Source organism: Streptomyces sp. NPDC045899, from assembly GCF_056431485.1.
In genome coordinates, this window is sequence record NZ_JBWKKP010000016.1 from 157,528 (window position 1) to 181,202 (window position 23,675).

Genomic DNA, 23,675 nt, shown 5'->3' on the forward strand with positions numbered 1-23,675 from the left:
GGCCGCGGGACGCGACACGGGTCGGAGCCGGTTCACCGCCCGTGATTGAGTGAGGCCATGTCTGACGAAACCGCACCCGCCGAGTCCCTGCCGATAACTCCCGCCGCCCTGACCGCCGCCCCCGGCTATCAGGTCCGCCGTCTGTACCAGGCGTATCTGGCGGTGTGGGTGCGCGCGGTCGACTCGACGCTGACCGGTCCGCAGTTCGCGGTGCTCACGGCGGTGGACGCGGCACCGGGCCGTGACCAGCGGTCGATGGCGTCGGCGGTGGCCCTGGACACCTCGACCATGGCGGACGTGGCCCGGCGGCTGGAGAACCGGGGACTGATCACCCGGCGGACGGCCGCGGAGGACGCCCGCCGCAAGCTGCTCTTCCTGACCGAGGAGGGCCGACGGACGCTCCGGGCGGCCAACGAACGCGCCCGTGCCCTCGACGAACGGCTGATGGGGCCGTACGGACCGGAGGGCCGCGACGAAGTCATGCACCTGCTGACGTCCCTCGCCGACCACTGGGAGGGGCTGACCGAGGAGCCCTAGCGCCACGCGCCGGAACGGCACGGGGTGTACGGGCTCCCCCTGACGGATTTCCGTGGAGGACCCCGTGCCGGATCATCACATAGGGCTGATCGTGCCCAGCTCCAACCTGACGATGGAGACCGAACTGCCGCGGATGCTGCGCGCCCGCGAGAGCGTGCTCCCGGAGGACCGCTTCGTCTTCCACAGCAGCCGGATGCGGATGCGGCACGTCACGCCCGAGCAGTTGCGGGAGATGAACGCGCAGACCGAGCGGGCCGCGCTCGAACTGGCCGACGCCCGGCCCGATGTGGTGGCCTCGGCGTGTCTGGTCGCGCTGATGGCACAGGGTCCCGGCCACCACGAGGTGGCGGAGGCGGAGATCGCCGCGGTCCTCGACGGCCAGGGGGCGAAGGCACCGGTGGTCTCCAGCGCGGGCGCCCTGCTCAGCGGGATCAGGGCGCTCGGCGCGCGGCGGGTGGCCCTGGTGACTCCGTATATGAAGGAGCTGACCGGTCTGGTGGCCGGGTGTGTCGAGGCCGCGGGGATCGAGGTGGTCGACGCGCTGAGCCTGGAGGTGGCCGACAACCTCGCGGTGGCGCGGCTGGATCCGGCGGACCTGCGCGAACACTGGAAGCGGCTGCGGCTGGACGGGGCGGACGCGCTGGTGCTGTCGGCCTGTGTGCAGATGCCGTCCCTCGCGGCGATCCAGACGGTCGAGGACGAGGCCGGACTGCCGGTGCTGTCGGCCGCGACCGCCACCGCGCACCGGGTGCTGGACGCGCTCGGTCTGCCGACGGTGGTGCCGGGCGCGGGACGGCTGCTGAGCGGCACCGTCTAGGGCGGTGGCGGCGCCGCGGCCTCGCGGGCACCGCTCCGCCTCGCGCGGCGTCGCCGCTCCGGCGCTCTAAAGTAACCCCTCATACGGATATCAAGGAGGGGGCATCATGAGGATCGCCGTGGTCGGGGCGGGAGGCGTCGGCGGGTACTTCGGCGCGCGACTGGCCGCCGCCGGAAGTGACGTCACCTTCGTGGCGCGGGGCGGCCATCTCCACGCCATACGGGAGAACGGGCTCACGGTGCGCAGTCCGCTGGGCGAGTTGCGGGTGTCCCCCGATGCGGTGGTTCCGGCCATCGCGGACATCGAAGGGGCGGATGTCGTCCTGGTGGCCGTGAAGCTGTGGGACACCGAGGACGTGGCGCGGCAGTTGCGCCCGCTCGCCGAGAGCGGCACGACGGTGATCTCGCTCCAGAACGGTGTCCAGAAGGACACCGTGCTGCGCCGCCACCTCCCGGCGGAATCGGTGCTGGGCGGGGTCTGCTACATCTCGGCGTTCATCGAGGAGCCGGGGGTCGTGGTGCACAACGGCACCCTGCAGCGGATGGTGTTCGGCGGATACGGCGGCGAGGAGTCCGGCCCGGCCCGCGCCCTGCTCGATCACGCCCTCAAGGCGGGGATCGAGGCGGAGCTCAGCCCGGACATCGAGCGCGCGATCTGGGAGAAGTTCGTGTTCCTGGTGGGTGTGTCGGCGGCGACGACGGCCGTGCGGCAGCCCATCGGGGTGATCCGCGGGGACGCCGGGTCGCGCTCGCTGCTCCACGAGGTGATGCGTGAGGTCGTCGAGGTGGGCCGGGCCAGGGGGGTCGCCCTGGACCCCGGGTTCGCCGATGACCGTCTCGCGTTCTGCGACACCCTGCCACCGTCCATGACCTCCTCGATGCACAACGACCTGGAGCGCGGCCACCGGCTCGAACTGGCCTGGCTCAGCGGCGCGGTGGCCACGCTCGGGGAGGAACTGGGCGTCGGGACACCGCGCAACCGCACGGTCGCCGACATCCTCTCGCCGTACGCGCTGGGCGCACCGGCCGTTCCGGAGGCATAGCGCGCACCGCGACCGGGCCGCTCGACCGCGGCGGCCCGGGCCGGTTTCTTGGAACGATCAAAGCCGTGGAAGACCGCCGCCGCGCCGACCCTTGACGCTCCCTCATCGGGTCCGTAGCTTCAATTCAACTTCTGAAGATCCACCCGTCGACAGCACTCAACGCTCTTCAAGGAACGAAGGCCATGAATGGTGTGCGTAGACGTACGGTGCTCGCCGCGGCCGGTGGTACGGCCGTTGCGGGCGGAGCCGCGACCGGCACCGCCCGAGCCGATGGACCCGCCGGTGCGGCGGCCTCCGAGCGAGGGGCGGCGGCTCCCGGCCCCCGTGACACCTCCCCCCGGGGCCCGCACGAGGCGAAGGTCCGGGCGCTGCTGGGGCGGATGACGGTCGAGGAGAAGCTCGGCCAGCTTCAGCAGTTGACCTGGGCCGGGAACACCGGGCCCGGCGGGGGTCAGACCGAGGCGGCGGAGGAGGCGGCCCGCAAGGGCAGGCTCGGGTCCGTGCTCAACATCTACGGGGCGAAGTACACCAACGCCCTCCAGCGGATCGCGGTGCAGGAGTCCCGCCTCGGTATCCCGCTGCTCTTCGGACTCGATGTCATCCACGGCTTCTGGACCACGTTCCCCATCCCGCTCGCCCAGGGCGCCGCCTTCGATCCGGCGGTGGCCGAGCGGGACGCCGAGGTGTCCGCCAAGGAGGCGCGCTCCAACGGGGTGCACTGGACCTTCTCCCCGATGATGGACGTCACCCATGAGCCACGCTGGGGGCGGATCGCCGAGGGCAACGGCGAAGACCCCTTCCTCACCGCGGCGTTCGCGGCAACCAAGACCCGCGCGTACCAGGGAGATGACCTGGCCGCGAAGGACCGGCTGGCCGCGTGCGCCAAGCATTTCGTGGCCTACGGCGGCGCCGAGGGCGGACGCGACTACAACACCGTGGACGTGTCCGAGGCACGGCTGCGCAATCAGTACCTCGGTCCGTTCCGGGCGGCGGTGAAGGCCGGGATCGCCACCGTCATGGCGAGCTTCAACACCATCAGCGGGGTGCCCGCCCACGGCAACACCCATACGCTCACCGAGATCCTCAAGCGGGAGTGGGACTTCGACGGCTTCGTCGTCAGCGACTACACCGGCGTCCAGGAGATGATCGCTCATGGGTTCGCCGCCGACGGCGCGGACGCGGCGCGGCTCGCGCTCAACGCCGGTGTGGACATGGAGATGGTCAGCACCCTCCTCGTGGACCACGGCAAACGGCTGCTCAGGAGCGGCCGGATCACCATGGCCCGGCTGGACGACGCGGTGGCGCGGATCCTGCGGCTGAAGTTCCGGCTGGACCTGTTCGACCACCCCTACGTGGACGAGGACGCGGCCATCCGCAAGCCCGGCAAGGAGGCGCGTTCGGCCGCCCGTGAGACCGCCGCCCGCTGCATGGTGCTGCTGCGGAACGAGGAGTCCGCGCTGCCCTTGAGCGCTTCGGCCGGTTCCCTCGCCGTGGTCGGCCCGTTCGGCGACTCCACCGACCTCCTGGGCACCTGGGCCGGCCCCTGGGGCGAGTCGTTCCCCGCGGTCACGGTCCTCGACGCGGTCAGGGACGCCGTGCCGGAGGCGAAGGTGACGTACGCCAGAGGGGTGGACGCCGACGGCGAGGACACCGGTGGCATCGCCAGGGCGGTGGCGGCGGCCAAGGGCGCCGAGGCGACCGTCGTGGTGGTGGGAGAGGCGGCCGCGCTCAGCGGTGAGGCGAGCGCGCGCAGCGACATCGGTCTGCCCGGCGCGCAGGAGAAGCTGATCGGGGCCATCGCCGCGACCGGCAAGCCGTTCGTGGTGGTCCTGGTCAACGGGCGTCCGCTGACCATCGGCGGCTGGCTGGAGTCGGCGCCCGCCGTGCTGGAGGCGTGGCACCCCGGAATCGAGGGCGGGCACGCGATCGCGGACGTGCTGTTCGGGAAGGTCAACCCCGGTGGGAAGCTGCCGGTCTCCTTCCCCCGCTCGGTCGGTCAGATCCCGGTCTACTACAACCACGAGAACACCGGCCGCCCCTACGACCCGGACAACAAGTACACATCCAAGTACCTCGATCTGCCGGACGGTCCGCAGTTCGCCTTCGGCCACGGGCTGAGCTACACCACCTTCGACATCGGGGAGCCCTCGCTGCCGGTGCGCCGGATCACGGCCGAGGCGCTGCGCCGGGGCGACACCGTCGAGGTGGCGGTGACCGTGCGCAACACCGGGCGGCGGAGCGGGGACGAGGTCGTCCAGCTCTATCTGCGCGACCCGGTGGCCGGCATCGTCCAGCCGGTGCGCAGACTGTGCGGCTTCCGCCGGATCACCCTCGGCGCGGGGAAGTCCACCACCGTGCGCTTCCGCCTCGGCGCGGAGCACCTGGGCTTCTGGACCCATGACCGGGACGGTGAGTTCGTGGTGGAGAAGGGCGAGATCCGGCTCTACGCGGGCAACAGCTCCCTGGCCCGGGGCGAACGCACCCTCACCATCACCTGAGACCGCCCGGCCGGTACGTGCCGGGGCGGCCCCCCACCGCCCCGGCGCGCGCTCCACCCAGGGCACGGAAGGTTGGTTGTAGGGTGCATGCTGACCGCCCCGTCTGACGGAGAACACCTCCATGACCGTCGCCGTGCCCCGCCACCGCTCCCCCGCGCCCGGCCCGGCGGAGGTGTCGTGGGCGGTGTGATCACGGGCTTCGGTGTCATCGCGAGCATCATCGTCACCGGCTATGTGCTCGGCCGGCGGGGCTCCCTGGGCGAGCACGGCCGGGAGGTGCTCACCCGGCTGTCCTTCGACGTGGCCTCCCCCGCGCTGCTGTTCACCACGCTCTCCCGGGCCGACCTCTCGGTCGTGCTCTCCGTTCCCCTGCTCGTCACGGCGCTGAGCACCTGTGTGGTCGCCGGGGTGTTCATCGCCGTCGGTGCCGTACGCCGGTGGAGCCTCGGCCGCACCACCATCGGCGCGCTGTGCGCGAGTTACGTCAACGCGGGCAACCTGGGCATCCCCATCGCCATGTACGTCCTCGGTGACGCCGGGGTGGTCGCTCCCGTACTGCTCTTCCAGCAGCTGGTCATGACCCCGATCGCGCTCACCGTCATCGACCTCGGCCGTCCCGGTGCCCGGCCCTCGGTCGTACACCGGCTGACCACCCCGTTCCGCAATCCCATCGTCATCGGCTCCCTGTGCGGTGTGGCGGTGACGGCGGCGGGGTGGCGGATCCCGGGGCCGGTACTGGAGCCGCTGACCCTGCTGGGCGGTATGGCCGTACCCGCCGTCCTGCTGGCCTTCGGCATCTCCCTGCCGGGCACCGCGCTGCCCGGCACGGGCGAGGAGCGCGGACCGGTGCTGCTGTCGGTGGCGCTGAAGTCGTTCGCCCAGCCGGTGGTGGCGTGGGCGATCGCGGCCGGGGTGTTCGGACTCGGCGGGCCCGCGCTCTTCGCGGCCGTCGTCACCTCCGCGCTCCCGGCGGCGCAGAACCTCTTCACCTATGCCACGCGCTATGAGACGGCCACCGTACTGGCCCGTGAGTCGATCCTGCTCTCCACGCTCCTCGCGGCACCGGTGCTGATGACGGTGGCCGCACTGCTGGGCTGAGACCCCGCGCCCGCGCCACCCGCACTGGCCCGTGGCAACTCCCCCGCGAAGCCACGGAGAATCGATGGTTTGCCCCCAGGTCCCGAGGGCAGGCGGTATTTCGTGCTTCGGACCGGAGGCACGCGCCGCGGGAGCAGTGTGACGTCCCGCAGGACGCGGCCCCCACCCTGTCCTGCGCGCATGCCTCCGCGATGCGGACCTTTCGGTCCCGGCAAGCCCCATCAGACATCGCAGGAGGTGTGTTCCGTGACGACCGCAGCGCAGCAGAACATGGCACGGCCCCAGACCGGCCCCACGAAGCACTCGCACGACGACGCACCTGACACCAGTGCCGAGTTCCACGAGATTGCCCGTCTGCCGGACGGGCCCGAGAAGGAGGCATTGCGCCGGCGGGTGGTCGAGGCGTGGATGCCGATGGCCGAGCGGCTGGCCCGCCAGTACCGCAACCGCGGCGAGTCGCTGGAGGACCTCCAGCAGGTGGCCGCGCTCGGCCTGGTGAAGGCCGTCAAGCGCTACGACCCCGAACACGGCACGGCCTTCGCCGGGTTCGCGGTGCCCACCATCGTCGGCGAGATCAAGCGCCACTTCCGGGACCACCTGTGGGTGCTGCACGTCCCGCGCCGGGTCCAGGACCTGCGCAACCGGGTCCGGGTCGCGCACCGTGAGCTGTCCCACTCCCTCGACGACCGCCCGCCGCGCACCGAGGAGATAGCCGAGCGCACCGGTCTCACCGAGAAGGAGGTGCGCGCCGGGATGGAGGCCCTGGGCAGCTTCACCCCGCTGTCCCTGGACGCGCAGCTGACGGGCGCGGACGACGGCTACTCCCTGGTGGACACCCTCGGCGCCCAGGAGCCCGCGTACGACCGGGTGGTGGACCGCGAGGCCGTGCGCCCGGGGCTGACCCGGCTGCCGGACCGGGAGCGCCAGATCCTCTACATGCGGTTCTTCTGCGATATGACCCAGAGCCGGATCGCCGAACAGCTCGGCATCTCCCAGATGCATGTCTCCCGGCTCATCAACCGCACCTGCTCGACCCTGCGCGCCGAAGCGCTCGCCGAGACGGCCTAGACCGTCCCGTCCGGCTCGGCCGGGCGGGGGAGCCGGGCGCGCCATCAGGGTGATCGTCGCCCGCGCCGGTGTCCCCCGCCGACCGGGAGCCGCGCACCGCGTGACGATGAGCTCCGGTGACGGTCCGCCGCCCGGCCCGAGGAGTCCCGGGTCCGGCGGCGGCCGGAAGGAGGACGTCATGGGCGCCACCGACGAACCGCCGGGCCGGGCGCTGCGGACGCCACGGGCCGCCGGGGCCGCGGGGATCCTTTCCGCGCTGCTGCTGGGCACCGTGGTGGTCCTGGTCCACGCGGCCATCCCGGACCACCCCAGCGACGCGGGCGCCTGGCTCGCGGACGGCTCCAGCCGCGATTCGCTGAACGTGGCGCTGCAACTGGTGCCGTTCGCGGGCATCTTCTTCCTGTGGTTCATGGGCGCGGTACGGGACTACGTGGGCGCGGCGGAGGACAAGTTCTTCGCGACCCTCTTCTTCGGCAGCGGAGTGCTCTATCTCGCGGTGATCTTCGTTCTGGCGGCGGCCGTCGGCGGGCTGCTGGCGCTCGCGGGCAGCTCGTCCTCCGCGCAGTTGCGGATGTGGGAGTACGGACGCCATCTGACGCTGGTGCTGCTCTCGTCGTACTCCACCCGGATCGCGGCGGTGTTCGTCCTGTCGGCCACGACGCTCTGCCACCGGCTGGGGATGTTCCCGCGCTGGCTGACGTGGTCCGGCTATGCGGTGGCGGTGGTGCTGCTGTTCGTGGTGAGCACCGCCGCCTGGTTCGCGCTGGTGTTCCCGCTGTGGGTGCTGGTGGTCAGCGCCCGGGTGCTGCGGGTGGCGCTGCGCCCCGGGACACAGCCGGAGTGACCGCACCGGGCCGGGTCCGGCGGCCCCCGGTCCGCCGGACCCGGCTCAGTGCGTGAGGGTCGCCTTGGCGGCCACGATGACCAGCCCGAGCAGCAGATTGCCCGCCCCGGCCACCACGGTCAGCCGCAGGGAGGCCCCGGCGCGCCGCACCGCCACGCTCGCCCAGCCGACCTGTTCGGCCACCGCCACGGCCAGTGCCAGCCAGGTGGTGCCCTCCATCCCCAGTCCCAGCAGCGGGCTGATGGCCACGGCGGCGGCGGGCGGTACCGCCGCCTGCACGATGGGCCACTCGTGGAGCGCGACCCGGCGCACCTCCCGTGCGGTGAGCTGCCGTTCACCCAGCCGCTCCCCCGCGAGCCGGGCGTAGACGTGCGCGGCCCAGAACACCAGCCCGGTGATCAGCAGCAACGCGATCAGCTGGAGCCGGGGGTAGGGGCCCGAGGCCCCGGTCCCCGCCACCACGGAGGCGGCCAGCAGCGAGCCGTAGACCGCCCCGGAGTAGTCGCGGGGTCGTGCGGGCGCGGTGCGCACCCGCTCCCCGGCGGTGCTCATGCGGTGCTCTGGCCCAGCACGGGTCCCACCCATCCGGAGCCGTGGTCGAGCTGGTAGTCCAGGTTGACCGCGGCGTTGACCAGGGCGAGATGACTGAACGCCTGGGGGTAGTTGCCCAGTTGCTCACCGGTGAGCCCGATCTCCTCGGAGAACAGCCCCAGATGGTTGGCGTAGGTGAGCATCTTCTCGAACGTCAGCCGCGCTTGCTCCAGCCTGCCGGAGCGGGCGAGCGCGTCCACGTACCAGAAGGTGCACATCGAGAAGGTGCCTTCCGAGCCCGCGAGACCGTCGGGTGAGGCGGCGGGGTTGTAGCGGTAGACCAGGCTGTCGGACACCAGCTCGTCGTTCATCGCGTCGAGGGTGGACAGCCACATCGGGTCGCGGGGTTCGACGAAGCCGATGAGCGGCATCAGCAGCAGCGAGGCGTCGAGCACGGGCGAGCCGTAGTGCTGGACGAACGCCTGACGCGTCCGGTTCCAGCCGCGGTCCATGATCTGCTGGTAGACGGAGTCCCGGGTGACCCGCCACATGGTCTGGTGGCTGGGGCGGCCGCGGCTCTCGGCGAGCCGGACCGCGCGGTCCAGGGCCACCCAGGACATCATCCGGCCGTAGGTGAAGTCCTGTCGGCCGCCGCGGGTCTCCCAGATGCCCTCCTCCGGGCGGTCCCAGTTGTCACAGAGCCAGTCGATCACCCGCGACATCTCGGACCAGCCCCGGTGGCCGACGGTGATCCCGTGGGTGTCGGCGTGGTAGAGCGAGTCCATCATCTCGCCGTAGATGTCGAGTTGCAGCTGGTCGGCGGCGCCGTTGCCGATCCGGACCGGGCCCGAGCCGCGGTAGCCCTCGAAGTGGTCGAGGGTCTCCTCCACCAGATCGGAGCTGCCGTCCACCCGGTACATGATCTTCATCGGACCCGAGCCGTCGCCCGCCTTCTCCACCACGCGGTCGCGCAGCCAGTTGGCGAACGCCTCGGCCTCGGCGGTGAAGCCCAGGCCGATCAGCGCGTAGACGGAGAACGAGGCGTCCCTGATCCAGGTGTAGCGGTAGTCCCAGTTGCGCTCTCCGCCGATCTGTTCGGGGAGCGCCGCGGTCGGGGCGGCCACCAGCGCTCCGGTGGGCGCGTAGGTCATCAGTTTGAGGGTGATGGCGGACCGGGCGACCGTCTCCCGCCAGCGCCCGGTGTACCGCGAGCCGCGCGTCCACCGGCGCCAGAAGTGGGTGGTGTGGTCCAGCATCCGCAGGATCTCGTCCTCGGGCACCCGCCGGGGGGCGACCGCGTGGCCCGCCGCCGCGGTGTCCAGGACGACACCGGCGGCCTGGCCCGCGGTCAGGTTGAGGGTGGAGCGGATGTCGCCGTCGGCGGCGTGGATCTCGGTGTGCTCACTGACCCGGTCCCCCGCGGGGTGCAGGGTGATGTCGACGGTGTCGCCGTGGAAGATGGCTCCCTCGTCGTGGACCTTCAGGGTGTGGCGTTCCCGCCCGTACCCGGGGCGGGGGCAGCAGTCCAGCTCGAACCGCATCTGCCCGCGCACCACGCGGATCATCCGGATCAGCCGGTGACGGTCGGTGGCGGTGGCCGGGGCCACCGGCATGAAGTCGTACACCTCGCCGACACCGTCCGGGGTCATGAACCGGGTGATGAGGATGGCGGTGTCGGGGAGGTAGAGCTGTTTGGTGATGTAGTCCGGATGTCCCGGGGTGATCCGGAAGTGTCCGCCGCGCCGCTGGTCGAGCAGGGCGGCGAAGACGCTCGGCGAGTCGAACCGCGGACTGCAGAACCAGTCGATCGTGCCATCGGTGGCCACCAGCGCCGCGGTCTGGAGATCTCCGATGAGCCCGTGGTCACTGATGTTCGGATAGGTGTCCATCGTGGGGTCCTCCCACCGGATTCGCCACCCGTGCTCAGCCTCGCACCATCGTCGCACCGCGTGCCCGGTCCCGCTCGCCGACGGCGACCGCTCCGGCTCACCCCGCGTTGCGCCGCTGGAACGATGTGCATCGGCTCAGTGGGTGACCGTGGTGCCCGTCGTGGGCGGCGGCGCCGTCCCGGGCTGCGAGGGTCATTGCGCCACCGGGACGTCACCGCGAAGGAGAGCGCCAGTGAACGCCAGTGCCGACCAGCCCCGTCCGATCCCGCTGCCACCCCTGCTCACCGGGCAGAAGGCCCTGGTGACCGGGGCGAACTCGGGCATCGGCAAGGCCACGGCGCTCGCCCTGGGCCGCGCGGGCGCCGATGTGGTGGTCAACTACATCTCCGACCGCCCCGCGGCCGAGGCCGTGGTCAAGGAGATCGAGGGCCACGGGGTGCGGTCCTACGCCCACCAGGCGGATGTGTCCCAGGAGGACCAGGTGGTCGACATGGTCGGCGCCATGGTCGACCGGTTCGGCACCATCGACGTCCTGGTGTCCAACGCGGGACTCCAGCGGGACGCCCCGACGGTGGAGATGACGCTGGCGCAGTGGCGACAGGTCCTGGACGTCAATCTCACCGGCCAGTTCCTGTGCGCCCGGGAGGCGACCAAGGAGTTCCTGCGGCGCGGGGTGGTGCCGGAGGTGTCCCGCGCGGCCGGGAAGATCGTCTGCATGAGCTCGGTCCACCAGATCATCCCGTGGGGCGGCCATGTGAACTACGCGTCGTCCAAGGGGGGTGTCGGGATGATGATGCAGACCCTGGCCCAGGAACTCGCCCCGCAGAAGATCCGGGTGAACGCGGTGGCGCCGGGTGCCATCAAGACCCCCATCAACCGCGACGCGTGGGAGACCCCGGAGGCGCTCGCCGATCTGCTGACCCTGATCCCCTACGGCCGGATCGGCGTCCCGGATGACATCGCCAACGCCGTGGTGCTGCTCGCCTCGGACCTGACCGACTACGTGGTGGGCACCACCCTCTACGTGGACGGCGGGATGACCCTCTTCCCCGGTTTCGCCACGGGCGGCTGACGGATCGCCGCACCGCCGCGTCAGGCTCGGTCGAGGGCGGTGTGCACGGCGGTCGGGGCGTGGCCGGGCACGGTGGCCGGTTCCTCGAACTCGACGACGTTGTCCAGTTCGGTGCCCATGGCCACGTTGGTGACCCGTTCCAGGATGACCTCCACCATCACCGGCACCCGGTACTCGGCCATCAGCTTCTTGGCCTCCTCCAGCGCCGGGAGGATGTCGTCCGGGGCATGGACCCTGAGCGCCTTGCAGCCCAGCCCCTCCACGACCTTCACATGGTCGACGCCGTAGCCGCCCAGCTCGGGGGCGTTGACGTTGTCGAAGGAGAGCTGGACGCAGAAGTCCATGTCGAAACCGCGCTGGGCCTGGCGGATCAGCCCCAGATAGGCGTTGTTGACGACCACGTGGATGTACGGGATCCGGAACTGCGCCCCGACGGCCAGTTCCTCGATCAGGAACTGGAAGTCGTAGTCTCCGGAGAGCGCCACCACGGTGGCGTCCGGATCGGCGGTCGCCACTCCGAGGGCGGCCGGGGCGGTCCAGCCCAGCGGACCGGCCTGACCGGCGTTGATCCAGTGCCGCGGGCGGTAGACGTGCAACAGCTGGGCGGCCTGGATCTGGGAGAGGCCGATGGTGCTCACATAGCGGGTCTCCCGGTCGAAGGCCCGGTTCATCTCCTCGTAGACCCGCTGCGGCTTGACCGGTACATCGTCGAAGTGGGTCCTGCGCAGCAGTGAGCCCTTGCGCCGCAGACAGCTCCCGGCCCAGGCGGAACGGTCCGTGAGCGCTCCGCCGCGCCGGAGCTCCCGGGCGGCTTCCACGAAGAGCTCCAGGGCCGCCCCGGCGTCGGAGACGATGCCGAGGTCGGGCGCGAACACCCGGCCGATCTGGGTGGGTTCGATGTCCACATGGACGAAGGTCCGCCCGCGGGTGTAGGTCTCGATGCCTCCGGTGTGGCGGTTGGCCCAGCGGTTGCCGATGCCCAGGACGAAGTCGGACTCCAGCAGGGTGGCGTTGCCGTACCGCTGGGAGGTCTGCAGGCCGGCCATGCCCGCCATCAGCGGATGGTCGTCGGGGATGGAGCCCCAGCCCATCAGGGTGGGCACCACCGGCACCCCGGTCAGCTCCGCGAACTCCACCAGGAGGGCGGACGCGTCGGCGTTCACCACTCCGCCGCCCGCGACGATCAGCGGGCGTATCGAGGCCTGGAGCATGGCCAGGGCCTTGTCGATCTGGGCGCGGGTGGCGGAGGGCCGGTAGACGGGCAGCGGCGCGTAGGTGTCCGGGTCGAACTCGATCTCGGCCAGCTGGACGTCGATGGGCAGGTCGATGAGGACCGGACCGGGCCGTCCGGAGCGCATCAGGTGGAACGCCTGCTGGAACGCACCCGGCACCTGGGCGGGTTCGAGGACGGTCATGGCCATCTTGGTCAGCGGTCCGGCCACCGAGGCGATGTCCACCGCCTGGAAGTCCTCCTTGTGCAGGGCTGCCACCGGAGCCTGCCCGGTCACGCACAGGATCGGGATGGAGTCGGCGCCCGCCGAGTAGAGCCCGGTGATCATGTCGGTTCCGGCCGGGCCGCTGGTGCCGACACACACCCCGATGTTCCCGGCCCTGGCCCGGGTGTAGCCCTCGGCCATGTGCGAGGCGCCCTCGACGTGCCGGGCGAGGACGTGGGTCAGGCCGCCGTCGCCGCGCATCGCGGCGTAGAAGGGGTTGATCGCCGCACCGGGGAGGCCGAAGACGTGGGTGGTGCCTTCACGCTTCAGGATCTCCACCGCTGCCCGGGCCGCGGTCATGCGCGCCATGAGGTTGCTCCTGGGGTAGGACCGTCTCTCCGGATGCGTCATCCTGCTATTCCGCATCGCGGAAACTTAATTTTGCTTGACGGAAAAGATGGTCCACGGGTGGAGGGAGCCCGTCAAGGGGCGCGCGGTGGACGCTCAGCCCTCCCGCCGGTAGAGGTCGGTCAGCAGCGCCACGGCGGCGGGGGCGGCCGGATGGGGGTCGTCCCGCCACCAGATGAGCCGCACGGGGATGGGCGCGGCGTCCCGCAGCGGCCGGAACACGATCCCGGCCCGCGGGTACTGGGTGACGGTGGATTCGGCCGTGATCCCGACGCAGCGGCCGGTGGCGATCACCGAGAGCCAGTCGTCGACGTCCTGGGTGTACTCCATGGCCGGGCGGCGGTCCGGCGGCCACAGATCGGCGGTGGTGGTGCCGGTGCGCCGGTCGATGACCAGGGTGCGGTCACCGGTCTCGGCGAGCCGGAGGGAACGGCGGCGTGCCCACCGGTCGTCGGCGGCCATCGCGCAGTAGCGCCGCTCCAGGCCCACCACCACGCTCTCGATCCGCCGGTCCTCGGGATCGGTGCGCACCACGGCGATATCGCACGCGCCCTCGGCGAGTCCGCCGGTGGCGGAGTTGGTGCGCACCAGGTGCAGTTCGACATCGGGGCGCGCGGCGGGCCAGCGGCGCTGGAACTCCAGGGTGTGGCGGCCCATGGCCGACCAGGCGTGGCCGATCCGCAGCCGGCGGTGGCCGCTGGCCGCCTCGCGCACCAGGTCGTCGGCCTCGGCCAGCAGACGCCGGGCGCGGGAGAGGACCTGGGTGCCGGCCGCGGTGGGCACCACCTCACGGCTGGTGCGGCGCAGCAGCCGTACACCGAGCACGGCTTCGAGCGAGGCGAGGGTACGGGAGACCGCGGCCTGGGAGACGCCCAGGTCGATGGCGGCGTCGGTGAAGCTGCCCGCGTCGGCGATCGCGACGAGACAGCGGAGCTGCCGTAGTTCGAGATGCATAACCCAAGCGTATGGATAACGCGTCTCATGCATTTTGCGGAAGCGTGGAGCGGCCCCACGCTCGGTGCATGCGGACGATGGCACGCGGGCAGCGGACGGCCCGGACCGAGGCGGAGATCGCGGTCGCGGGCGGGGAGACGGCGGTTCCCGGCAGGGACGGCGAGCGGCGCGGCCGGCTCGCGGGGATCGCCATGATGTGCGGCAGCGGACTGTCCAATCAGACCGGTGCCGCCATCGGCGCGCTGGCCTTCCCGGTGATCGGCCCGGCCGGGGTGGTGGCGGTGCGCCAGTGGGTGGCGGCGGTGCTGCTCCTGGCCGTCGCACGGCCCCGCCTGCGGTCGTTCACCGCCCGGCAGTGGCGTCCGGTGCTGCTGCTGGCGGCGGTGTTCGCCACCATGAACCTGTCGCTGTACAGCGCGATCGACCGGGTGGGGCTGGGCCTGGCGGTGACACTGGAGTTCCTCGGCCCGCTGGCGGTGGCGCTGGCCGGTTCCCGGCGGGCCGTGGACCTGGGGTGCGCGCTGGTCGCGGCGGGCGGGGTGGTGGCCCTGACCCGCCCGCAGCCGTCCACGGACTACCTCGGGATCGGGCTCGGCCTGCTGGCCGCGGTGTGCTGGGCGTCCTACATCCTGCTCAACGGGACGATCGGGCGCCGGCTGCCGGGAGCGGAGGGTTCGGCGGCCGCGGCCGGAATCTCGGGGCTGCTGTTCGTACCCGTCGGGATCGTGGTGCTGCTCCACCGGCCGCCGACCGGAGGGGCGCTGCTCTGCGCGGCCGTCGCGGGGGTGCTGTCCTCGGCGGTGCCGTTCCTCAGCGATGTGCAGGCGCTGCGACGGGTGCCCGCGCGGTTCTTCGGGATCTTCATGAGCGTCAACCCGGTGCTGGCCGCCGTGGTCGGACTGGTGGTGCTGGGCGAGTCGCTGACGTGGAGTGCCTGGGCGGCCATCGCCGCCGTGGTGGTCAGCAACGCGGTCAGCGTCCTGGCGTCGGGGCGCCGCGCCGGGTGACGCGTCGGCGGCGGGGCTAGTGGGTCTGCACCCACCAGGCCATCAGACCGATGGCCGCGGTGCCGCACGCATACGAGGCGCCGCGGACGAAGTTCGCGGCGGCGAGCCGGCCGTATCGACGCCATCTGCTACGGGAACGACTGGGTACGGGTGGGCGAACCTCCATCGTGTGCATGTGGAGCCCCTTTCGTGAACGGGGGGACGACGCGCTGAAGAAAGCATACAAAAGTGTGAACTTGCACTATGTATCGGACTCGCCGGGAAAAGAGAATTCCGACCAAATGTCAGAACCGGACGACCGACAGGACTTGACCGCGGCGGGGACCCCACACCGCGCCCCGCGCCGTCCCACGCGCCCTGACACACCTCGGCCGTGTCCCCGCGTCACCGCCGCGGGGACACGGCCCGGATGTGTCAGGCGCCGTGCCAGCGCAGGACCGCGCCCAGCCCGCCGGCCGGGCCGGACACCCCCTCGGGCACCAGCAGCACCTCGGTGTCCGCCACCGCCGCCGAACGCATCAGCGCGTCATCCGCCCGCGCGGGCTCGGGGGTGCTCACCCCGAGCGCCCGCGCCTGGGCGCGCTGTACCGCCACCTGATCGGCCGCGGGGCCGACCCACACCTCATGGCGCATATCGCCGCCCGCCTGGCCCAGCAGCAGGGTGGCCGCCTGATGGCTGCGCATCGCCTCGATCACGGCGGGCACACCCTCCGCCGCGCCGCTGGGCGCGCTGCCGTCGTGGCCGCTCTGGGCGCCCGGACGACCGCGTCCGGCGCGGAAGGCGTCGAGGACGGTCTCCAGGTGGGCCCGGGCGTGCTCGGCGCGGGCGTGGTCGATCTCCGCCTCCAGCAGCTCCCGTGAGCTCGCCCCGGCCCGGCTGCCGCGCTGCACCTCCACCGCCCGCTCGCGCAGCGGCTCGGGCAGCCGGTCGCGCACGGCACGGCGCTCCCGTGGGTCACCGGTGAGGATCAGCAGCTGCGCGGGACGGTCCGACCAGCGGCGCATCAGCTCCTCGGCGACCTGGTCCGCGGTGTGGTCCCAGGTGTTCTCCATCCGGTTGCGATAGCGCCACTCGTACCGGTCGGCGGGGACGGACCGGTGTCCCCGGCCCTGCGGGGTCCCGCCAGAGGTGTGACACACCGGATGGATGCCACCGGCGTCCAGCAACTCCAGATCGGCGCCCGCCCGGTCGACGTGGGCCAGCAGGCAGGACGGCCACTCACCGCGCAGGGCGGCCAGCGGCGCCACACGTGGCAGCGACGTCCACGAGGTGGCCACATCGCCCGGCGACACGGCCAGCGGCATGTCCAGGACCACCTCACCGCCCGCGGCGAACAGCGCACGCCCCGCGGTCGGCCTGGTCACCCGCTCTCCGGCGAGTCTGCCGACCACCGCCTCGCAGGTGGCGGGGTCGGCGCCGAGACCGGTCAGCTGATCGGCCACATAGCGCTCCCGCAGCTTGCGGCGGCGGGGCGCGTCCTCCGTGGTCCGCGAGGTGTCCATGTAGACACACGCCCACGGACCGGGACGATCGAACAACGGCTTCAGGAAACCAACGTCCATGACCTCCCCCAACCCGGGGAAACGCACGGCCGGAACCCTTCGACCGGAAGCCGTCCCGGTCGCGGTCCCATTCCTGCACACCAGGATCCCTCCACCTCACCGGGATCGCCAGAGCCGACTAGAATCACTGCCATGGCTCGCTCCAACGAGGAGGTCGAAGCCCTCCTGCGCGAGTACGCCGATCTGCTGCTGATCACGGGCGGGGACGCGTTCCGCGCGCGCGCCTACGAGAAGGCCGCGCGGGCCATCGGCGGTCATCCCGTGGACGTGGCGCGGCTGGACGAAAAGGGCCTGCGCGCGATCCCGAACGTCGGCCGGTCCATCGCCGACAAGGTCCTCGAGTTCCTCACGACCGGGACCGTGCCCGCCGTCGAGGAGGCGCGGGCCGCCATCCCCGCCGGGGTCCGCGAGCTCACCGCCATCCCCGCCCTCGGCCCGAAGAAGGCCATGCTGCTCTACGAGGAGTTGCGGATCTCCTCGGTCGACCAGCTGGCGGACGCGATCGAGCAGCACAGACTGCGTGATCTGAAGGGCTTCGGACCGAAGTCCGAGGAGAACATCCTGCACGGCATCGGATTGCTGCGGGCCGCAGGGAGCCGGATTCCGCTGGACGAGGCCATGGAGGTGGCCGATGACATCGTGGCCGCCCTGTCCGCGGTGCCCGGCTGCCGGCGGTGTGCGTACGCGGGGTCGCTGCGGCGTATGAGGGAGACGGTCGGGGACGTCGACATCCTGGTGGCGGCGGCGGAATCCGCCCCGTTCATGGAGGCGTTCACCGGGCTGCCGTTCACCGCCGAGGTCATCGCGCACGGGTCGAAGAAGACCTCGATCCGCACCACGAAGGGGCTCCAGGTGGACCTGCGGGTGCTGCCGCTGGATGCGTGGGGCGCGGGAATGCTGTACTTCACCGGCTCCAAGGCACACAACATCCGTGTCCGCGCCATCGCCGTACGGCACGGTCTCAAGCTCTCCGAGTACGGCCTCTTCGAGGCCAGGAGCGGGAAGAAGATCGCCTCGCGCAGCGAGGAGGACGTCTACGCCCGGCTCGGCATGGAGTGGATCCCGCCGACGCTGCGCGAGGACCGCGGGGAGATCAAGGCCGCCCTGGACGGCAGTCTGCCCGCGCTGGTCCGGGAGTCCGATCTCCGCGGCGACCTGCACACCCACACCGATCTGACCGACGGACTCGAACCGCTGGAGAACATGATCGCCAAGGCCGAGGGACGGGGGTACGCGTACTACGCCGTCACCGACCACGCCCCGAAGCTGTACATGCAGCAGATGACCGAGGAGAAGATGCTGGCCCAGCGGAAGCGGCTGCGGGAGCTGGACCGGGGGCGCGGCCACCGGGACACCCGGCTGCTGCACGGGGTGGAGCTGAACATCGACGCCGACGGCGAGGTGGACTGGCCGGGCGAGTTCCTCGAGGACTTCGACGTGTGCGTGGCCTCGGTGCACTCGCAGTTCGGCCAGGACCGGGACACCATGACCCGGCGGCTGGTGCGGGCCTGTGAGAACCCCCATGTGAACATCATCGGCCACCCCACGACACGGCTCATCGGCAAACGGCCGGGCGTGGACGCCGACTTGGACGAGGTGTTCGCCGCGTGCGCCCGCACCGGCACCGCGCTGGAGATCAACGCCCATCCCGACCGGCTGGACCTGTCCGACGAGAACATCCTGCGGGCGAAGTCGCACGGGGTGGTGTTCGCGCTGGACAGCGACGCGCATTCCACCCGCGATCTGGACCATATGCGCTTCGGGGTGGGCATGGCCCAGCGCGCCTGGCTCACCACGGACGATGTCATCAACACCTGGTCGCTCACCCGGCTGCGGCGCTTCCTGCGCACCAAGCGCACCGGCGGCGGCCGTTGAGCCGCACCGCGAGCCGGGTCAGCGGCCGGTGGCCCGGGTCAGCGCCCGGTGCGGTCGCGCTCGGGTGCGAGCAGACCCACCACGGACAGCGCGGCCCAGCCCACCGACACGGCGACGGCAGCGGCGCGCCGCTCCCGGCCGGGCAGGGTGCGGCCCAGCAGCCCCGCGTCACCGAGGTCCGCGGCGATCCGCAGCGCGGTGGCCGTGGTCAGCGCGGGACCGCGCGGCGCCAAGGCCATGGCGAGCCCGCTGGCCGCCTCCCTCAGCCCGAGCGGGCGCAGCGAGACCCGGGTGGCGGGCTCCGTCCGGCCCTGCGCGTCCACCAGCCCCGAGGGTCTGGCCAGCAGCGCGGGCCATGCCGTCACCGCCACGCCGTAGAGCGCCGTGGCCGTACCCACCGTCCGCAACAGGCCCACCCGCATCGCCCGTGTCACCCTCTTCCGTCTCCGTGATCGTCATGGTCTCTGCCCCGCATGCTACGAGGCCTCATCATCGGACGGGAACGGTCCGTCAACTCCGTCAGCCAGGAACCCCTATGGCCCAGCCCGAACATGACAGCGACCCCGCATCCGGCACCTGGCCCGCCCGGAGCGCGCCGGGCGCCCGCGACCTGAACGAACTGGACGCGCGGATCTGCCGCTGCCGGGCGTGTCCACGGCTGGTGGAGTGGCGGGAGGAGACCGCCCGAACCAAGCGCCGTGCCTTCGCCGACTGGGAGTACTGGGCCCGGCCGGTACCGGGGTTCGGACCGCCGGACGCCGCGCTGGCGGTGGTGGGTCTCGCCCCGGCCGCGCACGGTGGCAACCGCACCGGCCGGATGTTCACCGGTGACCCCTCGGGGGACTTCCTGTACGCGGCGCTGTACGCCGTGGGCCTGGCCGGCCAGCCCACCTCCACCCACCGGGGAGACGGTCTGGAGCTGCGCGGTGTGCGGGTCACGGCGCCCGTGCACTGCGCCCCGCCCGCCAACCGGCCCACCCCCGGGGAGCGGGACACCTGCCGTCCGTGGCTGGCCCGGGAACTGACACTGCTGCGGCCGGGGCTGCGCTCGGCCGTGGTGCTCGGCGGCTTCGGCTGGCAGGCGGTGCTGCCCGCGCTGGACGCCGCCGGGTGGCGGGTGCCCCGGCCGCGTCCGGTCTTCGCGCACGGCGCGCGCACCAGTCTGCCGGCGGCGGACGGGGGCGCGCCCCTGGAACTGTTCGGCTGCTATCACGTGAGCCAGCGGAACACCTTCACCAAACGGCTCACACCGGAGATGCTGCGCACGGTGCTCCGCGGGGCGGCGGAAGCGGCCGGGTTGCCGGTGTCCGGCGCGGACTGACCGCACGGCCCGTTCCGCCGGAGCGGGACGGGCCGTGCGGAGGAGGCCCCGGGCACTGGGGCAGGAGGGCGCCCGGGGCCCCGTTCACGGGTTCACCCGCGGTCAGTTGAGCCCGGCGCCCGCGTCGGCGGCCCCGGCGTCACCGGCACCCGCGTCGCCACCGGCGCCCGCGTCGGCGGCACCGCCGTCGTCACCCGCGCCCGCGTCGCCTCCGGCACCGCCGTCGGCCTCACCGGCACCGCCCTGGTCACCGGCACCGCCCGCGGCTCCGGCGCCACCTTCTTCGCCCGCGCCACCGGCGCCACCCGCGGCACCGCCGTCGTCACCGGCGCCACCGGCGCCGCCCTCGTCACCGCCACCACCGGCGTCAGCGCCGATCACGGCACCGGTGGCCTCCAGCGCGGCGGTCACCGGCTGGAAGAAGGTCTCGCCGCCCTGGGTGCAGTCACCGCTGCCACCGGAGGTCAGACCGACCGCCGCGTCCTCGGCGAACATCGCGCCACCGCTGTCACCGGGCTCGGCGCACACATCGGTCTGGATGAGGCCGTTGACGATGTCACCGTTGCCGTAGTTCACCGTGGCGTTGAGACCGGTCACCTGACCGTCGGAGAGTCCGGTGGTGCTGCCGGAGCGCTGCACCTTCAGGCCCACGCTCGCCTCGACCGCGCGCCCGATCTCCTGGGTGCTGCCGTTCTGGAGGTCGACCGTGCTGGCCGCCTGGGTGTTGGCGTCGTCGTACATGACGAGCGCGAAGTCGTTCTCGGGGAACTTGGAGTCCTGGACGGTGCCCACCTGCTGGGCACCCGCCTCGTCCGAGGTCCAGGTCTGCGAGGCGTTGCCGCAGTGGCCCGCGGTCAGGAAGCCCGGGGCGCCGTCGACGGTGACGTTGAACCCGAGGGAACACCGGGCGCCACCGCCGAAGATGGCGTCGCCGCCGTCGAGACCGCCCGCGGCCTCGCCACCGCCACCGGCGTCGTCGCCACCGGCACCTCCGGCGCCGCCCGCACCGCCTTCGCCACCGGCACCGCCCGCACCCTCGTCACCGGCACCACCGGCACCACCGGCGCCCGCGTCACCCGCACCACCGGCTCCTGTGTCACCGGCGCCCCCGGCACCGCCCGCGCCCGCGTCACCGGCGCCTCCGGCGCCACCGGCCCCGGCCTCGTCGCCCGCCCCGGCGTCACCGGCCGCGCCGCCCTCACCACCCGGCTGGGCCGGTTCCTCACCGTCGAAACGCTTGAACTCGCCCTTGGAGCGCTTCACGCTGACCAGGCCGTCCATCGCGTCGGTGGCCTTGGTCAGGGTGGCCCACTTGGCACCGGTCACGGTGCGGTCCGCGGTGACCCGGACCTGGTTGGTCACCGGGTCGATCGACCACGCCGTGCCGGGCACCGAGGCATCGCTGCTCAGTGTCTTGGTGGCGCCCTTCAGGTCCGCCATGCTGTTCTTGACGATCTTGGCTACGGCGCCCTTGGCGCGGACGTCCTCGGCGGAGTTCTCGTCCGTCACGTTCATGACCAGCTTGCGCGAGCCGTTGTCGTAGTACCAGCCCGCCCCGCTGTCGCCGAGGTCCGTGGCGAGGGAACGGGCGAGCTTCACCGCCGCCTTGGACGAGAAGGTCCTGGCCTCCGACGACTTGTCCGGGCTCGCATTGGCGTTGGGCAGCAGGATGGCTGCCGCCCCGAGCGCGGCGATGGCCGCTCCGCCGATGGCAACGTTGCGCTTCTTCACACGTCGGTGGCTCAACTGAGTGACCTCCGGTAGGGGGAGCGCGGGTTCCGCGTGGAGGTCCGGTCGACCGTGTTCTCCACGCCCCGCGCGGGGCCACCAGGTCGTACGCGGAGGCGTTTGATCCGTTCTCACCACCACTCACACTGTGATGAAAGGCTGCGCCGGGCCGTCCGTTTGAGTAAGCTCCGCCGCTTTCTCACGCCGTTGACCGTTCCAATCATCCTGGTGATTGATTCTGATTGGAAGAGCTTCGCAACGAGCAACTCTTGACAGGCGCTGTCGTCGCCATCAGAGTCATCCCCGCTGCTTACCGGATACGGAGAGCCAGGAGTGATGCCTGATGCGCCAAATCCCCGCGGTCTCACGTCGATTGCTCCTGGGCGGCGCCCTTGCCACGGGCGCGCTGGCGGCGGGCACGGGGCAGGCGGCGGGTGCCTCCGCCGGGTCCGCCGCCCCGGTGCTGACGTCGGCGGCCCCGAAGCGGCGGACCGGCCAGAAGTCCATGATCGGCGTGGCCTATGAACCCCGCCGGACGGTCCGCACCGCGGTGATCGGACTCGGCAACCGCGGCTACGAGATGTCCGCGGGCTGGTCCGCCATCCCCGGCTGCGCGGTCACCGCCGTCTGCGACATCCGCGCCGACCGCGCCAAACGCACCGCCGACCGGCTGGTCCAGCTCGGCGCACCGCGCCCCGCCGAGTTCGGCGGCTCGGACACCTCCTACGCCGAGATGCTCGAACGCGATGACATCGACCTCGTCTACATCGCCACCCCGTGGGAGTTCCACTACGAGCAGGGCAGGGCCGCGCTGCTGGCCGGGAAACACGTCATCGTCGAACTCCCCATCGCCACCGAGCTGGACGAGCTGTGGGACCTGGTGAACACCTCCGAGCGGACCCGCCGCCATCTGATGCTGTCCGAGAACTGCTGTTACGGACGGAATGAGCTGGCCATGCTCAGAATGGCGCACGAAGGGGTGTTCGGAGAGGTCACCAACGGCCACGGCGGCTATCTGCACGATCTGCGCGAGCTGCTGTTCTCGGACACGTACTACACCGACGCATGGCGACGGCTGTGGCACACCCGCAGCACCGCCTCCTTCTACGCGATGCACGGGCTGGCCCCGGTCGCCGCGGCGATGGACATCAACCGCGGTGACCGGATGACCGTACTGCGGGCCACCTCCACCGAGCCCAGGGGGCTGGCGGACTACCGCAAGCGGTTCGTCCCGCGCTCCCATCCGTCGTGGAAGGAGACGTACATCAACGGTGACCTGGTCACCTGTCTGATCGACACGGCCGCAGGACGTGTGATCCGGGCCGAGCACGACGTCAGTTCACCGCGCCCCTACAGCCGCATCAACAGCCTCGCGGGCAGCCGCGGCATCTTCGAGGACTACACGGGCACCTCCAAGACCGGCGGGCGGGTCTATCTGGAGCCGGACCACAGCGGCCACACCTGGCACGACTTCGAGTCCTACCGCAAGGAGTTCGACCACTGGCTGTGGCGGAAGCTCGCCGACGACGCCGCCGACGGCGGCCATGACGGCATGGACTACATCCTCCAGTGGCGCACCGTCCAGCAGATGCGCGCGGGCCTGGTGCCGGACATCGACGTGTACGAGTCGGCGGCGTGGTGCTCACCGGTGCCGCTGAGCGTCACGTCCCTGGCGGCGGGCGGGCGCCCGGTGGCGATGCCGGACTTCACCCGTGGCCAGTGGGTCAATCACCGCCCGGGGCTGGACTCACGGGCCACGGAGATGCCGCCGGCCGGCTGACGCCGCGGACCCCGACGAGGCACCGGACGGCGGTGGGGGGGGGGGGGGGGGGGGGGGGGGGGGGGGGGGGGGGGGGGGGGGGGGGGGGGGGGGGGGGGGGGGGGGGGGGGGTTGGGGGGGGGGGGGGGGGGGGGGGGGGGGGGGGGGGGGGGGGGGGGGGGGGGGGGGGGGGGGGGGGGGGGGGGGGGGGGGGGGGGGGGGGGGGAG

Annotated in this window: 19 protein-coding genes; 12 read left to right on the forward strand and 7 right to left on the reverse strand. The window is 72.0% G+C overall.

Going from position 1 to position 23,675, the window contains the following annotated elements:
* Positions 1 to 57 precede the first annotated feature (57 nt).
* The 7 genes from AC07FT_RS23915 to AC07FT_RS23945 all read left to right on the forward strand — a co-directional run bounded on the left by AC07FT_RS23915 (position 58) and on the right by AC07FT_RS23945 (position 7,904).
* Positions 58 to 537 (forward strand): MarR family winged helix-turn-helix transcriptional regulator, encoded by a 480-nt coding sequence (locus AC07FT_RS23915; protein WP_479178015.1) that lies wholly within the window; start codon positions 58 to 60, stop codon positions 535 to 537.
* A 64-nt stretch (positions 538 to 601) separates the two neighbouring features.
* Positions 602 to 1,354, forward strand: a complete 753-nt coding sequence (locus tag AC07FT_RS23920) for a maleate cis-trans isomerase family protein (protein WP_479178016.1) — start codon at positions 602 to 604, stop codon at positions 1,352 to 1,354.
* Between the two features lie 106 nt (positions 1,355 to 1,460).
* Positions 1,461 to 2,396 carry a ketopantoate reductase family protein gene (locus tag AC07FT_RS23925; RefSeq protein ID WP_479178017.1) on the forward strand — a complete coding sequence of 312 codons (936 nt, stop codon included), beginning with the start codon at positions 1,461 to 1,463 and terminating at the stop codon, positions 2,394 to 2,396.
* Positions 2,397 to 2,578: 182 nt separating this feature from the next.
* Complete coding sequence (locus AC07FT_RS23930) at positions 2,579 to 4,894, forward strand: glycoside hydrolase family 3 N-terminal domain-containing protein (protein WP_479178018.1); 2,316 nt, start codon at positions 2,579 to 2,581, stop codon at positions 4,892 to 4,894.
* Between the two features lie 177 nt (positions 4,895 to 5,071).
* A complete protein-coding gene (locus AC07FT_RS23935; RefSeq protein ID WP_471199357.1) occupies positions 5,072 to 5,992 on the forward strand; it encodes an AEC family transporter in 921 nt (306 codons plus the stop codon).
* A 270-nt stretch (positions 5,993 to 6,262) separates the two neighbouring features.
* On the forward strand, positions 6,263 to 7,060 hold the full coding sequence (locus tag AC07FT_RS23940; protein WP_479178039.1) for a SigB/SigF/SigG family RNA polymerase sigma factor: 798 nt from the start codon (positions 6,263 to 6,265) through the stop codon (positions 7,058 to 7,060).
* A gap of 178 nt (positions 7,061 to 7,238) precedes the next feature.
* Positions 7,239 to 7,904 (forward strand): hypothetical protein, encoded by a 666-nt coding sequence (locus AC07FT_RS23945; RefSeq protein ID WP_471199359.1) that lies wholly within the window; start codon positions 7,239 to 7,241, stop codon positions 7,902 to 7,904.
* Positions 7,905 to 7,949: 45 nt separating this feature from the next.
* On the opposite strand, the gene AC07FT_RS23950 is transcribed toward AC07FT_RS23945, so the two are convergent.
* Positions 7,950 to 8,456, reverse strand: a complete 507-nt coding sequence (locus AC07FT_RS23950; RefSeq protein ID WP_471199361.1) for a hypothetical protein — start codon at positions 8,454 to 8,456, stop codon at positions 7,950 to 7,952.
* Positions 8,453 to 10,324: a glycoside hydrolase family 15 protein gene (locus tag AC07FT_RS23955; protein WP_479178019.1), complete on the reverse strand. Its 1,872-nt coding sequence runs from the start codon at positions 10,322 to 10,324 to the stop codon at positions 8,453 to 8,455. Before AC07FT_RS23955 ends, AC07FT_RS23950 begins: the two co-directional genes overlap by 4 nt.
* A gap of 277 nt (positions 10,325 to 10,601) precedes the next feature.
* On the opposite strand from AC07FT_RS23955, the gene AC07FT_RS23960 reads away from it, so the two are divergent.
* Positions 10,602 to 11,396, forward strand: a complete 795-nt coding sequence (locus tag AC07FT_RS23960; protein ID WP_479178040.1) for an SDR family oxidoreductase — start codon at positions 10,602 to 10,604, stop codon at positions 11,394 to 11,396.
* A 20-nt stretch (positions 11,397 to 11,416) separates the two neighbouring features.
* On the opposite strand, the gene gcl is transcribed toward AC07FT_RS23960, so the two are convergent.
* Together gcl and AC07FT_RS23970 are read right to left on the reverse strand one after the other, a co-directional pair.
* Complete coding sequence (gene gcl / locus AC07FT_RS23965) at positions 11,417 to 13,201, reverse strand: glyoxylate carboligase (RefSeq protein WP_479178020.1); 1,785 nt, start codon at positions 13,199 to 13,201, stop codon at positions 11,417 to 11,419.
* Between the two features lie 135 nt (positions 13,202 to 13,336).
* On the reverse strand, positions 13,337 to 14,194 hold the full coding sequence (locus AC07FT_RS23970) for a LysR family transcriptional regulator (RefSeq protein WP_479178021.1): 858 nt from the start codon (positions 14,192 to 14,194) through the stop codon (positions 13,337 to 13,339).
* A 68-nt stretch (positions 14,195 to 14,262) separates the two neighbouring features.
* On the opposite strand from AC07FT_RS23970, the gene AC07FT_RS23975 reads away from it, so the two are divergent.
* On the forward strand, positions 14,263 to 15,201 hold the full coding sequence (locus AC07FT_RS23975; RefSeq protein ID WP_479178022.1) for an EamA family transporter: 939 nt from the start codon (positions 14,263 to 14,265) through the stop codon (positions 15,199 to 15,201).
* A 414-nt stretch (positions 15,202 to 15,615) separates the two neighbouring features.
* On the opposite strand, the gene AC07FT_RS23980 is transcribed toward AC07FT_RS23975, so the two are convergent.
* Positions 15,616 to 16,764 (reverse strand): baeRF2 domain-containing protein, encoded by a 1,149-nt coding sequence (locus tag AC07FT_RS23980; protein WP_479178023.1) that lies wholly within the window; start codon positions 16,762 to 16,764, stop codon positions 15,616 to 15,618.
* Between the two features lie 132 nt (positions 16,765 to 16,896).
* Here AC07FT_RS23980 and polX point away from each other — a divergent pair, with 132 nt between their 5' ends.
* A complete protein-coding gene (polX, locus tag AC07FT_RS23985; protein ID WP_479178024.1) occupies positions 16,897 to 18,639 on the forward strand; it encodes a DNA polymerase/3'-5' exonuclease PolX in 1,743 nt (580 codons plus the stop codon).
* A gap of 38 nt (positions 18,640 to 18,677) precedes the next feature.
* Here the strand turns inward: polX and AC07FT_RS23990 are convergent, their stop codons facing one another.
* Positions 18,678 to 19,061: a hypothetical protein gene (locus AC07FT_RS23990; protein ID WP_479178041.1), complete on the reverse strand. Its 384-nt coding sequence runs from the start codon at positions 19,059 to 19,061 to the stop codon at positions 18,678 to 18,680.
* A 113-nt stretch (positions 19,062 to 19,174) separates the two neighbouring features.
* Here AC07FT_RS23990 and AC07FT_RS23995 point away from each other — a divergent pair, with 113 nt between their 5' ends.
* Complete coding sequence (locus tag AC07FT_RS23995; protein ID WP_479178025.1) at positions 19,175 to 19,960, forward strand: uracil-DNA glycosylase; 786 nt, start codon at positions 19,175 to 19,177, stop codon at positions 19,958 to 19,960.
* Positions 19,961 to 20,062: 102 nt separating this feature from the next.
* Here AC07FT_RS23995 and AC07FT_RS24000 read toward each other — a convergent pair whose 3' ends face one another.
* The gene (locus AC07FT_RS24000; protein WP_479178026.1) at positions 20,063 to 21,706 is read right to left on the reverse strand and encodes a S1 family peptidase; all 1,644 of its coding nucleotides are present in this window, start codon (positions 21,704 to 21,706) and stop codon (positions 20,063 to 20,065) included.
* Between the two features lie 325 nt (positions 21,707 to 22,031).
* Between AC07FT_RS24000 and AC07FT_RS24005 the strand changes: the two genes are divergently transcribed.
* A complete protein-coding gene (locus AC07FT_RS24005) occupies positions 22,032 to 23,468 on the forward strand; it encodes a Gfo/Idh/MocA family protein (protein ID WP_479178027.1) in 1,437 nt (478 codons plus the stop codon).
* Positions 23,469 to 23,675: the final 207 nt, after the last annotated feature.